The 17007-nt window shown below is 33.3% G+C and carries 14 protein-coding genes; 2 read left to right on the top strand and 12 right to left on the bottom strand.

Annotated features, from left to right (window positions below; all coding sequences use genetic code 11):
• The 10 genes from scfB to CaldiYA01_RS09195 form a co-directional block, all read right to left on the bottom strand.
• A complete protein-coding gene (gene scfB / locus CaldiYA01_RS09150) occupies positions 1-1362 on the bottom strand; it encodes a thioether cross-link-forming SCIFF peptide maturase (protein WP_207179006.1) in 1362 nt (453 codons plus the stop codon).
• Positions 1363-1466: 104 nt separating this feature from the next.
• A complete protein-coding gene (gene scfA, locus CaldiYA01_RS09155; RefSeq protein ID WP_013289901.1) occupies positions 1467-1610 on the bottom strand; it encodes a six-cysteine ranthipeptide SCIFF in 144 nt (47 codons plus the stop codon).
• A 169-nt stretch (positions 1611-1779) separates the two neighbouring features.
• Positions 1780-2751, bottom strand: a complete 972-nt coding sequence (gene fba / locus CaldiYA01_RS09160; RefSeq protein WP_013289899.1) for a class II fructose-1,6-bisphosphate aldolase — start codon at positions 2749-2751, stop codon at positions 1780-1782.
• Positions 2752-2779: 28 nt separating this feature from the next.
• The gene (locus CaldiYA01_RS09165; RefSeq protein WP_207182818.1) at positions 2780-3502 is read right to left on the bottom strand and encodes a phosphatase; all 723 of its coding nucleotides are present in this window, start codon (positions 3500-3502) and stop codon (positions 2780-2782) included.
• A gap of 37 nt (positions 3503-3539) precedes the next feature.
• Positions 3540-4604 carry a bifunctional phosphoglucose/phosphomannose isomerase gene (locus CaldiYA01_RS09170; RefSeq protein WP_207179008.1) on the bottom strand — a complete coding sequence of 355 codons (1065 nt, stop codon included), beginning with the start codon at positions 4602-4604 and terminating at the stop codon, positions 3540-3542.
• Between the two features lie 150 nt (positions 4605-4754).
• A complete protein-coding gene (locus tag CaldiYA01_RS09175; protein WP_207179010.1) occupies positions 4755-6824 on the bottom strand; it encodes an endo-1,4-beta-xylanase in 2070 nt (689 codons plus the stop codon).
• A 14-nt stretch (positions 6825-6838) separates the two neighbouring features.
• On the bottom strand, positions 6839-8038 hold the full coding sequence (locus tag CaldiYA01_RS09180; protein WP_207179013.1) for an ROK family transcriptional regulator: 1200 nt from the start codon (positions 8036-8038) through the stop codon (positions 6839-6841).
• Between the two features lie 93 nt (positions 8039-8131).
• Positions 8132-8959 carry a carbohydrate ABC transporter permease gene (locus CaldiYA01_RS09185; protein ID WP_207179015.1) on the bottom strand — a complete coding sequence of 276 codons (828 nt, stop codon included), beginning with the start codon at positions 8957-8959 and terminating at the stop codon, positions 8132-8134.
• A 37-nt stretch (positions 8960-8996) separates the two neighbouring features.
• Positions 8997-9887, bottom strand: a complete 891-nt coding sequence (locus CaldiYA01_RS09190) for a carbohydrate ABC transporter permease (RefSeq protein ID WP_207179017.1) — start codon at positions 9885-9887, stop codon at positions 8997-8999.
• Between the two features lie 130 nt (positions 9888-10017).
• Complete coding sequence (locus tag CaldiYA01_RS09195) at positions 10018-11325, bottom strand: extracellular solute-binding protein (protein ID WP_207179026.1); 1308 nt, start codon at positions 11323-11325, stop codon at positions 10018-10020.
• Between the two features lie 295 nt (positions 11326-11620).
• Between CaldiYA01_RS09195 and CaldiYA01_RS09200 the strand changes: the two genes are divergently transcribed.
• Both CaldiYA01_RS09200 and CaldiYA01_RS09205 read left to right on the top strand, forming a co-directional pair.
• Positions 11621-12316 carry a hypothetical protein gene (locus CaldiYA01_RS09200; protein ID WP_207179029.1) on the top strand — a complete coding sequence of 232 codons (696 nt, stop codon included), beginning with the start codon at positions 11621-11623 and terminating at the stop codon, positions 12314-12316.
• Positions 12317-12325: 9 nt separating this feature from the next.
• Positions 12326-13030, top strand: coding sequence for an endonuclease III domain-containing protein (locus tag CaldiYA01_RS09205; RefSeq protein WP_207179030.1), 705 nt, complete (start codon positions 12326-12328; stop codon positions 13028-13030).
• Positions 13031-13072: 42 nt separating this feature from the next.
• Here CaldiYA01_RS09205 and CaldiYA01_RS09210 read toward each other — a convergent pair whose 3' ends face one another.
• Positions 13073-14977: a methyl-accepting chemotaxis protein gene (locus CaldiYA01_RS09210; protein ID WP_207179032.1), complete on the bottom strand. Its 1905-nt coding sequence runs from the start codon at positions 14975-14977 to the stop codon at positions 13073-13075.
• 2 nt (positions 14978-14979) lie between these two features.
• A complete protein-coding gene (locus tag CaldiYA01_RS09215) occupies positions 14980-16935 on the bottom strand; it encodes a coiled-coil domain-containing protein (protein ID WP_207179034.1) in 1956 nt (651 codons plus the stop codon).
• Between the last annotated feature and the right edge of the window lie 72 nt (positions 16936-17007).

The raw sequence follows: 17007 nt of genomic DNA on the forward strand, positions 1-17007 counted from the left end.
TTAGATTCTTATCCCCTTTTCCATAAGATAAAGATTTATAGCTATTGCATTTTCCACCCTCTTTCTTTCGAGTTCGCAACCAACAATGTAAGATTTCTTCACATCACCGTTCATATTATAGTTTGCAGCAGCGCACCCACCACTGCAGTAAAACCTCGCCCAGCACTTTGAACATTCATCTTTTTCATACACTGTATTTTTCTTAAATTCCTCAACCAAATCAAGTCTTTTTATGCCTTCAAATACATTTCCTAATCTGAAACTTGGTTTGTCAACAAACTGGTGGCACGGGAATATATTACCCTCAGGGTCAACTGCTACATACTCAAACCCGGCACCGCACCCTGAAAGTCTTTTTGAAACACAAGGCCCACCTGTAAGGTCTATATTAAAATGGAAGAAGTTAAAACCTTCTCCTTTAAGTTTTGCATTTATATACTCCTCAGCCAACATATCATACTCTTCTTTTATCCGTTCGATATGACTCTCACGTATCGCCCAGGGACTGTTTTTCTCCAGCACAACAGGTTCAACCGAAATTTCTTTTATCCCAAGGCTGTATAAGTGTAAAACGTCCTTTGAAAAATCCAAGTTCTTTGCTGTAAATGTTCCTCTCACATAATAAGTTTTCCCATTTCTTTTTTGGATAAACCTCAAAATGTTGTTTGTGATTTTGCTATAAGTGCCATTGCCGTCCCTGTCAATCCTCATAAAGTCATTGACTTCAGGTCTTCCATCATGGCTGAGTACAACATTTTCCATGTTCTGGTTTAGATATTCAATTATATCGTCTGAAAGGTTTGTTGCATTTGTTGTCAGTGTAAAAGATATTTTCTTGTTATACTTCTTCTCTTCTTCTCTTGCATATTCAACAATCTTTTTTACCACATCAAAATTCAAAAGTGGCTCTCCACCAAAAAAATCAACCTCTAAGTTCTGTCTTGAACCAGAATTTTGAAGCAGAAAATCTATTGCCTTTTTGCCAACATCAAAGCTCATAAGTTTTCTCTCTTGTTTGAAACTACCACTTGATGCAAAACAGTACCTGCACCGAAGGTCACAGTCGTGAGCAACATGAAAGCACATTGCCTTTATAACCGGATTTCTTTTTTCAATCAAGTTCATCTCCTTATAAGTATCCTCAGAAAACAGAATCCCTTGTTCAATCAAGCTTTTTACTTCAAAAACTGCCTCAGCTATCTGCTGTTTATCAAAATCAAGTACATCTTCTACTCCATCAAAACTTCCATTTTCTTTGTAATACTTTATTACCTTATAAGCAACACTATCAACTGTGAAAATTGAACCTGACGCCACATCCACTACAATTTTGAGTCCGAATTTCTCAAACGTATGAACCATCTCTTCCTATTTGTCTTCCTCCTGCTTTATCACATTTTAAATTAAAAAAGTTTTGCGCAGGGCTGCCCTCAAAAAAATTTTTTTGACAGCCCACTCACAGAAGATTATTTTCTGTTTTTGCAAATTTGGTTTCCAACAGTACAAGATGTCTTGCAAGCTGACTGGCAGGATGCCTGGCACTCACCACAGCCGCCAGAAACAACTGTTTTTGAAAGAGCATTTTTTACAACAACCTTTATATGCTTCATAAAGACCCAAACCTCCTTTTTAAAGTATAAAACTTGTTCTTTTTTAGCAAAAATATGCGTTATACGCATAAACAACATATAGTATTTTACCACAAACTATTTTACAATACAATTTTGTCAAAAGAAAAAGGGCAAGGTTTTTCCCTCGCCCTTTATTTGGCAGTATTTTTTATCCTCTGTTTTTCTTTATCTCCTCTAAAATTTCGGGAGCCTTGCCCGCACAGCCAAGAACATTTCTAAGCTTGTGTTTTACCATCTCTTTTATTGCATCTCTGCCATCTTTGAGATACTGTCTTGGGTCAAAATGGTCAGGATGCTCATATAGGTGTTTTCTGATAGCTGCGGTCATTGCAAGTCTCAAGTCAGTGTCAATGTTAATCTTCCTCACACCAAGCTCTGCTGCTTTTCTGAGCATATCCTCTGGTACACCTTTTGCACCTGGAATATTTCCTCCATACTTGTTACACATCTCAACAAATTCAGGCAAGACTGTTGATGCACCATGAAGAACAATTGGAAAATCTTTTGGAAGCTTTTCAACAATCTTCTGAAGTCTTTCAAAATCAAGCCTTGGGTCGCCTTTGAATTTGTATGCCCCATGGCTTGTTCCAATTGCAACAGCTAAAGAGTCAACACCCGTTCTTTCAACAAACTCTGCCGCCTGGTCAGGGTCTGTAAAAGCCGCTTCATGCTCTGCAACCTTTACATTGTCCTCAATTCCGGCAAGCTTGCCAAGTTCTGCCTCCACCACAACCCCGCGTTCATGAGCATATTCAACAACCTTTTTTGTAAGAGCAATATTTTCCTCAAAAGGAAGCCTTGACCCGTCAATCATAACAGAAGTAAAGCCACCATCAATACAAGCTTTGCATATTTCAAAGTCCTCACCATGGTCAAGGTGAAGGGCTATCGGAAGATCTCCAGAATCTTCAAGTGCTGCTTCAACAAGCTTGATAAGATAGATGTGCTTTGCATACTTTCTTGCGCCAGCTGAAACCTGCAAAATAAGCGGTGCCTGTTCCTCCTTTGCAGCCTCAACAATTCCCTGGATAATCTCCATGTTGTTGACGTTAAATGCACCTATTGCGTACTTGCCTTCCGCCGCTTTTTTAAACATTTCTCTTGTGGTAACTAACGGCATTTTAAATTACCTCCTCAAAGTTTTTGTTTTAAATCTCAATATCCTTTCCATGAAGCTTTAGAAAGCTTATAAAGCTTTCTAAGCTTTTGTTGACAATAAGCTCAGGCGGAAATTCATATTCACACACAAGTTTCTGGGTAATTTCGCATCTGCCGATGTCTGTCTTATAGTGTGCATCTGAGCCCATGGCGATATACACACCATGTTTTTTGCACAGCTTTAAAATCTCTATGCAATTTTCCTTACTCTTTTCACGAACATAGAACGAAGAGTTGTTTATCTCAATTGCTTTTTTATATTCCTTTGCAGCAAGCACAACCTCTTCTTTGTCAATTTCATATAAGGGATTCCCCGGATGCCCTATACAATGTATATAAGGATTTTTGATAGCACCAATGAGTGCCCTGGTATGGTCAGAAACTGTCCCGCTCGGGATACAAACATCGTGCAGGCTTGCAATCACAAAATCAAGCCTTCTCAATGCCGCTTCCGGGATATCTATCTTGCCTTCATAGTCAACAATATTTGCCTCGCACCCTCTAAATACCATTATACCATTTATTTTTCTCGGTACAACAATTAGATTGTAAAAATATAAACTACTGCACGACCCTGGCATCTCAGGGCCGTGGTCAGTTATACATATCCCTTTTAAACCTTTTTTTTGTGCCTCAAGTACCATCTCTTCCAAGGTATTGTAAGCATGACCGCTTGCAATAGTATGACAGTGCGTCTCAACTTCCAAAAACATCTTCATCTCAGCTCGCATCAAAAATTTTTGTTAAATATTAATCTTTAATCTCTGCAAGTTTGTTCTTTAAAATATCAATCTTTTTCACAGGAGTTGGGTCATTTTGGTAAAGTGTTGCGAGATAAAGTGATACATAGTCGCCTAAGTAGATTAGAGAAAACATTCTTGCAAGTCTTGAATTTCCGATTGAGTATATATCATTTACACCAGACACAACACCCTTTATAAGGTCTTTTGTAATATCCATTCTGATTGCATTTCTCTTGTGGTCTTCTGTGTCATGGAGCATTACAATTTCAAAAAGTCCAAGAATATGTTTTGGCGACTCAGTTCCAACTATCTCGTTGTGGTTGAGTTCTGAAAACACATTGAAATATGCTGGTGACTTTGAATTTTCACAAATCTGACCCTTCCATCTCTCTGCAATGACCTCTGTGGTTCCACTAATGCCATATATGATTGGGAGCTTGTTCCAAAGTTTTAGTGTAAGTCTCTTTGCAAGGTTTTTCTCTTCCGGCACCTCTGGTTTATATCTTTCTCTTAGGTCACTCAAAACCTTTACTGTCTCTTCTATCTGGTCATCAACAGGTTCAATCAGACCAAGTTTGACAAATAGCATCAAGAGTGGAATGAATGAGTATCCAAGTGCAGCTCTTGGCTGAAGCCCGCTTGGAATTGTGATTACATCAAACCCATCTTTTTCGGCAAACTCTTTTAACTTTCCGCCTGTTGTGATTGTAATGATTTTTGCTCCTTTTGCCTTTGCATCCTGGTATGCAGAAAGCGTTTCTTCGGTATTACCTGAATAGCTGGACGCTATGACAAGAGTTTTAGAGTCTACATACGCAGGAAGTACATAGTCTCTGTTAACAATTACAGGAATTTTGCACTTGTCAAGGACAAATACTCTTAAAAGGTTCCCACCTATTGCTGAACCGCCAAGACCTGTAATCACAACCTTATCTATATCTTCTGCTTTTACATTCACGCTAATATTTTTGCCTATCTCATATGCTTTTTGAATTTGCTCAGGAAGATTATACACCGCTTCAAACATACCGCTTGGGTCGTTCTGTGCAATTGTCTCTAAATTATCAAGCATTTTCCCTGACTCCTTTCTATAAAATTTTCTATTTCATAATATAACAATTTTTCAGTTTTTTCAACTTCAAAACCACACAAAAAATAGGAAAGCACCACTTCTAAAGAAGTTTAAAACCTTCTTGTGGTGCTTCCCCATTCTATCCGCTTTTTACTCCTCTGGCACAACTGACGGGTCTATTAAGCTCCAGAAAGCAAATTTTGGCTGATAGTCCTTGTCAAACAAAAGTGGAAAATCACCTTTCAGCCATGAATAGTCATCTTTAAGCCCCCAGAACGAAACACTTGTCACCACATTTTTGTATTTTTTAAACACTTCAAAAAGGTCTTTTAACTTTCTTGCCTGCTGAATCAAAAGATATCTTTTTGTTTCTTCATCTATATCTTCACCAAATTCTTTTGAGATACTTATATCAATTTCTGTTATATGTACCTTAATACCAGGAATGCTGGTAAAAAGTTTTATGGTTTTTTCCACCTCCTCAACGCTTGGCCAGCTCACAGAGATATGGCACTGAAGACCAACGCCATGAATAGGTACTCCTTTTTCTTTTAAGTTTTTTATAAGCTTGTAAATGTATTCTCTCTTTATTGGATTTTCTGTACTGTAGTCATTATAAAAAAGCAGTGCGTTTGGGTCTGCTTGATGAGCGTAGATGAACGCTTTTTCGATATACTCTGGACCTAATATATTGAACCACTCGCTTCTTCTAAAACCGTCCGGCTGGTTTTCGTCAATGGCCTCATTTACAACATCCCAGGCATAAATTCTGCCCTTGTATCTTGAAACAATTGTCTGGATATACTTTTTTAGCCTCTCTAAAAGTATCTTTCTGTCTTTTTCGTTATTTGTAAGCTTTTCCCCTGTCTGAGGGTTTTCAAAAAACCAGCTTGGCGTTTGCTGATGCCACACAAGAGTGTGTCCACGAATAGCTATATTATTTTTCTTGCAAAAATTCAAATACTCATCAGCAATTGAAAAGTTAAAAGTTCCTTCATATGGTTCTATTGCTTCCGGCTTCATCTCATTTTCTGCTGTAATACTGTTAAAATGTCTCTTTATGAGTGCAATATCAACAGGATTTGTCAAAGCCTTGTAGGGTACAGCAACACCAACTTTAAAGTAGTTTTTGTATTTCTCACTTAAAGAAGGTAAATCTAAATCAGGCACAGCTGAATACCACCCATCATCTGAAATTGTGAAGTTGTCAAAATAATAATAGGAAATATCTGAAAGGGGTCTTATGAAAATCACAAAGTCTTTTATCTTTGAATCCAAAGAGGGCGTATAACTTGCAAATACTTCTGTCCACTTATTCTTTGGAACAGCTACTTTTTCAAGCACAATCTCTCTCGTGCTCTTCCCATTTTCCAGAAACCTAACGCCAACTGCCAAGTTTAAACTCTTTAAAATGGGCTGATATACATAAAAAGATATTGAATAGTTCTTACCCCTTTCAAATGTGCCTTTTACGGGCAAGATAACTGTTGTGTTTTGTCTTTTTGCAGTTTGCTGAAGTTTTATGCTATATGTACTTTGATAAGCTTTTTCTTTTGAAATGGATAATTTACATTTTTTGTCTTGAGAGATAAATCCTGCTATGTTTTTGTCTTCAAAGCTTTCAAATTTTATGAGATGAGAGCTGCCGGCAACTTTGAGTGTAAAAAGGTCAACGTAAAAATTTGTGGTTGAGGTTGGCACATATACCTTTAGCCAAACTTTTTTAATCCCTTTTAGCTCAGTCAAATTTAAACTTGCATCAAGTTTTTTCCAACTGTTTGGAATAATAACTTTTTCGCACAGCAGTTTATTTTCTTTTCCGCTTTTTGTCTCAATTTCGCTACTCACAACAAAACGCTGCAGCTTGCTGGACTTTTGATAAACATATAGAGTAATTATATATTCATTTGCATAATCTATAAGATTGGTTACATCAAGCAAAACTCCATCATCTATTTGCTTTCGGCCACTTGCAAGAAGTGAAAAGGTTCCTTCTGCTGCAGTTGTATTGTCAATCTTTAAAGTCATAGATTTGCCTGATGCTTTAAATGGCGTTGCAAATTTATTTTCAAAATTAAACTCCACAAAACTCTTTTTTGTTGCTCCGATGACTTTATCAATTTTAACACTATCTATCTCTGCAAAAGTTGTAAATAAAACTAAAACTATTAAAATTTTAACTGAAAACCTTTTCATTTTTCTATAAAAATCAGATTTCATATTTCACTTCCTCCTCATGCATACTCTGGAAAAGAAAGCATATCAGAGATTACCATTGCTATGCACCCCAAGACCACAGCTCTGTCTTTCAGTTTTGAAACCTCAATCTTAAGATTATAGAACTGGGCGATAAAAGACTTTTGATTAACTATCTCTCTCAATTTTTCCAAAAACAAATCACCAAAAAACGACGCTTTGTTTCCTATAATTACTATTTCAGGATTAAAAATGTTTACAAGATTCGCAATTCCTATTGCCATCTTTTCAGCAACCTCAAGTACAGCCATCCTGCAAACTCTGCTTCCATCCATTGCTGCTTGTATTATCTGAAAAGGAGTTATTTCATCTACATTTTCACAGCTTATATACCTATCCTCTGCTCCTTCTTTTACAAGTTTTTTGATAACACTCAAAAGAGCCCTCTCAGAGGCAAAGTTTTCAAGACAGCCGATGTTACCACAGCTGCAAACATCGTCCTGAAAGTTGATAGTTGTGTGTCCAACCTCACCTGCAAATCCTGCAGCGCCCCTGAAAAGCTTGTTATCAATAATAATCCCTGCTCCAAGGCCAATGCCAACACTTAAGTAAATCAAATCACTAACTTTTCCCCACTCGCCAAACCACTTTTCGCCCAGTGCGCCTGCATTTGCTTCATTGTCAATATAAACAGGGAGGTTGAACCTTTGCTGAACAATAGACTTTAAGTGAACATTTTTCCACTTCAAATTTGGAGCAATAAGTACTATCCCAGACTTCTTTTCCACAATACCTGGAACACCGATTCCTATACCTAAAATTCCTTTCGGTGTTTGTGGAGATTTATCTATTGCTTTTTCAATCAACTCAAAAAGAAGTTCAAAAAGTTTTTCCTTGTTTTCTCCCATTTTTATATCAGCATACTCTTCGAAAATAATCTCACCCACAAAGTTCGAAAGAATTATATGAATATAGTCAACACCTAAATCAATTCCAATGATTGAACCCACATCTTTATTTACCTGTAAAAGTACAGGTCTTCTTCCACCTTTGGACTTGCCATATCCTTTTTCTACTATATATCCTTCTTTTATGAGTTCATCGGTGAGGTTCGACACAGTTGCTTTATTTAAATCAACAAGCCTTGATATTTTCGCACGGGATATTATTTTATTGTCTAAAATTGTTTTTAAAACTAAAAGTTTATTTATTTGTTTTAGTAGTGTGTGGTTACCCATCCTGTCATTTTCCTTTGCTAATTTAAACTTTGCAAAATATTATACAACAAAAATAAGTTGTGGGAAAATGTTTTTTACCACAGAAACATTTCTTTATCCTTTTACGGCACCTGCCATCATACCCTTTATGATTTTATCTTGACCTAGGATATATGCAATCAGCATTGGCAAAAGCGACAATGTCAAGAATGCCATGATGGCTGGAATGTCTGAACCATATCTTGCCTGAAAATCCCAAATACCAAGTGGTAATGTTCTTTTATCTGGTGAACTTGTTAATACCAAAGCAAAAACAAACTCATTCCAAAGATATGTTCCATTGTATATACCAACTGTAATTAATGCAGGTCTTGATAGAGGAAGAAGAATATCAGAATACAATCTGAACATGGAACATCCATCTATTTTTGCTGCTTCTTCAAGTTCAACAGGAATTTCTCGCATAAACTCTGTCAGGATAAATATAGACATTGGTAAACTCAATGCTACGTAAGGTCCAATTAATGCAAATATAGTATCATACAATTTAATTTTATTAGTAAGAACATAAATTGGAATTAAAGTAACATGAATAGGAATTGCCATTCCTGCAATTATAAGAGAATACAAAATATTATTCAAAGAAAATTTCATTCTGGCAAATACATACGCTGCCATTGAAGATATAATAAGTATTAAAACTACTGAAATCGAAACTGCAATAATACTATTTTTGAGGTAATTGAAAAAACTACCGTGAATAACAGTTGAGTAATTTCCAACAGTAGGCTGTTTTGGTATTTGCCATGTATTACCTTCAAGTAGTTCTGATTGTGTTTTTATTGATGTAAAAAACATAAATAAAAATGGCACATCTGCTATTAATGTCCATATAGCTAAAAATATGAAATACCATTTTTTGGTTTCTTTTGCAGAACCCATTATAGTGTCGTACCTCCTTTTGGCACAAAGTTGTAATTTAAGTTTCTTTTTTCTTTGTTGCAAAATATGCTAATATTCCTGCTGTTGTAATTATTATGAACATTGCTGAGGCAATTGTACTGCCGTATCCCATCTTAAATGAGGCAAAAGCGTTTTTATACATATAAGTTGCCATAAGTTCTGTTGCGTTTGACGGTCCGCCCTCTGTCATAACATAAATCAAATCAAAATATTTAAGAGAACCAATCAAAGATAAAATACAAGCAGTCTTTATTGAGGGGGCTAAGAGAGGAAGTTCTATTTTCCAAAAATACTGACCTTGTGTTGCTCCATCTATTCTTGCTGCTTCGTAAAGTTCATGCGGAATATTAGAAATTGCAGCTATAAAGAATATCATATAAAAAGGTATATATTGCCAACATATAACAGCAACAACAGAGTAAAAAGCTACATTTGGGTCACCCAGCCAATCCTGATTTAAAAAGTCAAGATGTAAAAAGTTAAGTATTCCAGCTAAAAGCCCAAATGATGGATCATATATATATTTAAATAGCACACCAATTGCTACTGATGACATTAGCATTGGAAGATAAAATAGTGACTTAAATGCATCAAATTTTTTGCCACCTCTGTCGAGCATTACAGCTATCAATATTGAAATTGGCATTTCGATTATTATAGATAAAAATATAAACTTAATATTATTACCAAATGCATGCCAAAATATCGAGTCATGTATAAGGTCAATCCAGTTTTTAAAACCAAGATATAATTTTTGAGGAGAAACGCCATCCCACTCGTACATACTGAGATTAAAAGACATTATTATTGGCCAAATTATATAAACTCCAATAAGAATTAAGGCGGGAGCCAAAAACAATAAAATTCCTAAATTTTGCATTAGTTTTGATGCCTTATCTCTCGGCAATTTTAACTTCACTCCCCAAAATTAAGTTTTAATTTAAACAGTTTTATAGAAAATTGAATTGGTATTAGCCATGGAGATTACTATCCATGGCTAATACCAATTTTTCCTCATCAGCACAAATATTTAATTTTTACTTCTTGAAATATTCCTTTGCCGCTTTCTCCATTTTTTCTGCAGCAGCTTTTGGTGTAATTGTCAAGCCAAATAAAGACTGAACAATATCCTTATGGGTCTCTGCAAGTTGTGGTGGAAGGTATTGATCCCACCAAAGCTGAATACTCTTTGCTTTTGAAATTACATCATATACTTTTTGTAACATTGGATCTGTAAATTTCAATCCTTTTACAGGTGGAATTTGACCATAGTTTATTCTTTCTTTTACTGCCTGGTCATCAATCAAGTATTGTATCATATTGAATGCTTCTTTAGGATACTTACATGTAGTTGTCACAGCATAATAGTTTGAAGATGCCATTCCTACTAAACTTGTTGGTTCCCCTTTCCCACCCTTAATTGATGGGAATGGGAAGAAATCAAGATTCTTTTCATAAAATTCTTTCTTTTCTGCTTTTACTATAGGTATTTGCCAAGTTCCCATTAATTCCATTGCAGCTTTACCAGAGTACAAAAGCATTCTTGATTGCCCTGTATCCCAGTCAAGTCCATTAAATCCTTTTGGGAATGCGCCCATTTTGACTAAATCCTGAAGCATCTGACCTGCTTTCACAAACGGTTCATCTGCAAAGCTGCCACCTGTTCTTTCAGCAGCTTTTTCAAATGCTGATGCACCACCTAATTTATTTACCAAATTCCAGTACCAAAAACAACCAGGCCATTTTGTTTTATTAGCAAGTGTAATAGGTGTTATTCCTTTTGATTTTAAAACTTTTACGATATTTAAAAATTCATCATAAGTTTTTGGTACTTTCAAATTGTATTTTTTGAATATCTCTTTATTGTACCAAACAAGTGCAACACCGGCACCTTCAACTGGTACAGCCCATATCTTATTGTTATAAGTAATTGGCCCAAACGCTGCATCAACAAATCTGTTTTTGTAGTTATTTTCATTCATATAAGCTGTAATATCTTTTACTTTACCAGCTCTTACATATTCAAAGAAAGGACCGCCACCCCATGTAACAAATACATCCGGTGCTTGGTTAGAACCCATAGCAATTTTTAATTTTGTCTTGAATGAATCATTCTGAAGCGGAACAACTTCAACCTTAAAGTCTGGATGCGCTTTCATAAATCTGTTTACTTGGTTTTGAATCATTTGTTTTCCGACAGCATCAGTTGTGATGTGCCAAAATACAATCTTCTTCGTGCTACCTGCTGAGCTGAAAGCCTTTTCAGATGGTGAAAAAACTAAAACTAAGCTTAACACGAAAACAACCAAAGTCACCACTGCCACAATTCTTCCGAATCTCTTCACATTATACCACTCCTTTTTTGTTTATTTATTAAACAAACTATTTATATATTTCGCTGCAAATTTTAAAATTCCTTCTTTGATTTTTTAATCTTTCGTTAATTATTATTAAATAATTTGTTGTTTTAAAGATATTTTTGTATAACATTTATTAACTCTTATAATGAAATATATGGCTTTGATTTGTTAAATATTAATAACTTTAAATAAGCCTTTTAGGCTGATTTTTTAACTGAAATGCTTTATAATTTAAATTAGATACTTCACTATACATTTTAATTGAGGAGATTTTAAAGCTATGAACAAAACAATAGTAAAGTTTTTTACTATACTTGCGTTTTTACTTGTACCTATGTACATCATAACCGCTATTGTCAATAATGTGAAGTTAAAAAATGAGATTCAACATTCTTCTAATCGTCAATATTATATAACAGCCCCAAATAAAACTTCTAACAAGAACTCACAGCTTTTAGCTTCTGTATATTCTAAGCCATATGAAAACCAACAGGCAAATGAAAATTTTACTATTCCAGATGCTATTTATACACAAAAGGTTTCAGATTCCATTTATATTGTAAGTAGCAAAAATTCAAATGGGACAACAACTCAGAAAATTTACTATAGAAATAAGGTTTCTGCAACTGAAATGAAACATTATAATCCAGTTATTAGCTTTATCAAGTCTCAAATATTGATGTCGAATGTCTTTGAAAGAGGAATTTACGACGTGTACATCGAAAAAATCGATGTTTCATCAAAGTACATAAACGCTGCCGTGATGTTTTATCCTTTAGAAAAGATTGAAAGTAGCAAAAATTCCCTAATTGATGGTGAAATGATTGTCCTTACAGTCTTTGTCGATAGAAGTAAAAAACCAGAAGAATATTCGCTCTTATCTGTGATAAAAGACCACAGCCCAAATGACTTTTTTAATGTGTTTTTAAAGTCGGTTTATAAATTTACTGTGATAAAGAAAGGAGAAGAGGATTAGAAAAACGCTATGAAACAAGAAGATATTAAAAAATTACCTCTTCCTACTGAGATTTCGCAATTTCTTTACAATATTTATAACAAGCTTTATGAATTTTGGGGACCACAGCACTGGTGGCCTGCTGAAACCAAATTTGAGATGGTCATAGGCGCAATCTTAGCTCAAAATATCTCTTGGAACTCCGTGGAAAAGGCTATTTGTAATCTAAAAAGATCAAATATCCTGTCAGTTGAAGGAATTTTACAGACTTCTGATGAAAAGTTGTCTGAATTAATCAAACCAGCAGGTTATTATAACCAAAAAACCAAAAGGTTGAAGGAATTTTGCAACTTTTTAGAAAGAGAATTCAACTCTGACTTAGAAAAATTGTTTGCTCTTGATATCTCAAGTTTGAGACAGGTTCTACTTTCTCAAAAAGGTATAGGATTTGAAACAGCTGATAGCATAATTTTGTATGGTGCTGAAAAACCCATCTTTGTGGTAGACAGTTATACAAAAAGACTTTTTTATAGGCTGGGTTTAATAGAAAGTGAAAAAATATCATATAATGATTTACAAGCAATTATTATGGCCAATCTGACTCCTCAAACCAAGTTTTTTAATGAGTTTCATGCACTTATTGTAAAGCATTGCAAAGAAATTTGTAAAAGCAAAAAGCCAATTTGTAACAAATGCTGTTTAAGATTAATTTGTAATTACTACAAGAACAATTAAAAAGAAGGCTGTTCAATGGTGTTGGACAGCCTTCTTTTTTCTTTAAAGCTTGTATGCAGACACATATTCTTTTATTGCTTTTGCAAGTTGTTCAACCTTTGAAATTTCATTCATCATATGTTTTATATTTTCTTTTATTGAAAAACAATCAGTTAGCACTTGCTGAACATTATTTTTGGTATTATTTAGTTTTGCAATGTCAATAGCAATCTCATTGTTAACTTCTTGAATCTTTGACTTCAATGTATCAATTTCATTAACTATATCATTAATTTTTTGGTATACTCCCAAAATAGTGATTTCCATCTTGTTTAGTATCCACAAAAATTGTTCTTGTAAATCTTTATCTTTTTTTAAATCACTGTGTAAATTCCAGATTTCCTTTATAACATTTTGATTTATACCATCAATATTTTTTAGCACATCATAAAATCTTGTAATTAGCTGTTCTATACTGGTTATTAGTTTTTCAAGTTCGGAAATATTTAAAAAATTTGTAATTTTATTATTCATCAACTCTATCTTAACTGAAATTTGCACTATTTTTAATCCTCTTGCTAATATTCCAGAATTGTAGGCTAATTTTATTAATTCTTTTGTTTTATTGCTTAAATCGCTAACAATATTATTATAGTGAAACAATATTTCTTCGATCTCATTAGTGTAATTTTCTACTTTTCCTATCTCTAACTTGAATGAACTGCATAAACTATCTAATGCTTTTAATTTATTACTTTGGTTCAATAAATATACTTTTATATTTTCCAGGTTATGCATATACACGTCCATGCTTTCACTTAAAATTTTCAAGCAATCTCTCTGCATTTCTAATGAATTTAAAAATTTTATAGATTTCTCATTAATCTCTTTGTTTATATCTTCACTCTGTTGAATCACATTTTCAAATTTACTTTTGGATATATTTGGATTATATGCTATTTCATTAAAATACATTATTGGCTTTTTTAGGGATTGTAGAATTCTAAAGAAGGAATCATAAATCTTGTCAATTTCATCATTAATTTGACTTATCTTTTTCTCAACACTCAAATCTTTCTGCTTTATTTTTTTGAATAAATGTTCCAATCCTTTTAAAGGATTAACTACAACATTGGAAATAAACAATGATAGTACAATAATAAAGATCATTGATATAAAAGTTAGTATCAAAAATAGCCAACGAACAAAGCTTATTTGTCTGTATATATAGTCTTTAGCACCACCTACAGACAAGTTAAAATTGCCACCAACTACATTTTGCGAATATACAAATTGTTCTCTGCTTGCTTTTCCCATGCTTATTAATACTTGCCCGTTTTTCGTTTTTACAACAAACTGATAGTGTTTATAGATTTTGAGTATATTTTGCAATATACTTGCTTTATTCATTACAAGATATATTTCTCCAATCTTACTAAAAGTCATAAAATTCAAGACTGGCATTTCAAACACTAATTTATCCTTGTCAGAATATACAGTAAGCGGAATATCTGCTTCTATAGAAGCAACTTTTTCTAACTTAGTAAGTTCTTCATACTTAGCACTCTCAATTTCTCCTCTAAGATTTGCAAACAAATAAGTATCTTTAACATGAAGATATAAATCTCCACCCAATCGCTGAGCTGCATCTTTTAAGCTAGAAAGTATTATTTCATACGACGCTATATTATCTTTACTTTTAGCATCTTCTTGAGGCAAAGTAAGAATTCTTGAAACCTCTCTATTTAACGAAAACGATAAAAGCATGTCATTCACAAACTTAAAATAACTTTCAAATTGCTCAGCTATTGCCTTAGCATCACCATCAAAGCTTTTTTTAAGCTCTTTTTCCAAGGTCCTTTTGGGAACAGCATAATTTGTTAATATCGAAATAGTCAACAAAATTGTATACAAAAAAAACAAAAATCCTGCTACTTGTCTCCTTAAAAGTCTTGTTGTGCCTACCATTTTTATTCACTCCAATGCTTCTTTAACTTTGTTATTATCTCCATTATTTCTTCCAGCTGGTTTTTCAGACCATCTACAGATGTTCTATATGCTCTTAAACTACTTGTAAGCTCATAAAAATAATCTTTCATGTTTGTAACCTCATCAAACGCTGTATTATAGTTGTCTATCATCTTTCTTAAAACATCTTTCTGTTGTTTAGTCTTATCGTTAACTTCTACAACATTTTTTGACATTTCACGTAATATTCTTTTTATTTCATCAAAATGCATGTCATAATTTGTGTATGAATCTATGTTATTCATAACGTTGTTATATTTTGATATAGAAGGCGTACTTTTTATTATATTTTGAATTATTTTTGTAATGTTTACTAAATCCGACTTTAATAATTTCGTTTGATAAATCAACTGCTGACTAATCATATTTAATGTTCTGTTTGATTCCTCTTTTGCTGTTTTTATTATAGAATTTAGCGATATTATGTCCAGTTGTTCAACTGAATTTATGTTCTGTCTATTGAAATTCTCTAATTCTTTTATTTTTTCAAGTTGTGAGGAAATTCGATCTATCTTTGTAGATACCACCCTTTTCTTATTTACTATATCTTCTATCTTATGTTTATAATCACTAATAATGTCTCCCAATTTCTGAGCTTCTTCTTGAATTTTTTGATTATCTTCAATAAAACGTTTAGAAAATTTATCTTCTGTTGCCATTATTTTATTTATATTGTCTGAGATGCTCAAAAATAATTCTTTCATTTTATACCATATTCCTTCTATGCTTCCCATATTGTCCTCAATACTACGAATTTCTTCAATCATTATATTAACACTTTTTAATGCATTCTCCAAATATACGCTAAACTTTTTGGTTACGTCAACATTCATCCTTGAAATTTCTTCTTTAGTTTCAATCAATTCTTGAGCAGAGTTGTAAAACTCATTTAATAACTTTATTTCGTTTGTCGGTTGCAATGTATTCATATATGTTTCAATTGCTGTTAGTTCCTTCTTTATGTTTTTCATTATCATAGATAGAATTCTCCATGCCAATAATGTTATAAATAAAAATATTATAAAAGGAATATATGTTAAACCTTTGAATTCAACTTGTTTTGCCACATATATATCCAACGGAAAATTTGCTACTCTATAGTGATAAATTAACTTCTTATCTTTTACAATAAATTCATCTAATCCAATATGCTTTACCGCATTCAAGCTTATTTTTGTCTTGCTATAAACAACTTTTTCATTAGAAACAAGCATAAATTCATCAGTACTGCTACCATAAGCTTCATCCAGCAATTCGTTAAGTAATTCATAATTAACTCCAAATACTACTATTCCTTCTTTTTTGTTTTTATCTCCAATCCACTTAAAATAACAAATAGATTGATTTACTGTATCTTTATCAGCTCCAAATTTAATCTCTAAATCAGACGGGAGAATTCCCCAACCTTCCTCTTTTAATTGACTTATTAAATTCCTATTTTGCCCTATATCATTCACATTGTAAGGACTTTGTCCTCTCAATTGGGGAGTTATATTAGGATGCTTTGGAATATATAAGATAAATGAAATAGCTTTTGCAGTATCTGAAATAGCATTAAGATATTGCTGAATTGCATTATCAATTGCATACTTTTCATAATCATCAAGACTGTCATATTGTGTCACTAATTTTACCACCTGCGGGTTGCTGGCAAATGAATCAGCCTGAACCTCAATTAAGTTAAGTTTGTACTCCAAATACTTGTTAACAGATGTTACAACGTTTTTTGCTGATTTCAATTCGGCTGAAATAGCTATGTTTTTAGCAACATAATATGTAGAAACTAATATCATAAACGCTAACAAAGCAGTAAGAAAAAAGCTTATTACTTTTGTAAAATTCAATTTGTTCTTCATATACTCTTTAAATCTCTCAAATAGATTTCTGAAAAATTTCATGTAGTATTCACACCTTTACTTTTTTATATAGTATGAAAATTTGTTTACTATTTTTTAAATAGCAAGATAGGA

The organism is Caldicellulosiruptor diazotrophicus (assembly GCF_017347585.1).
Lineage (GTDB): Bacteria > Bacillota > Thermoanaerobacteria > Caldicellulosiruptorales > Caldicellulosiruptoraceae > Caldicellulosiruptor > Caldicellulosiruptor diazotrophicus.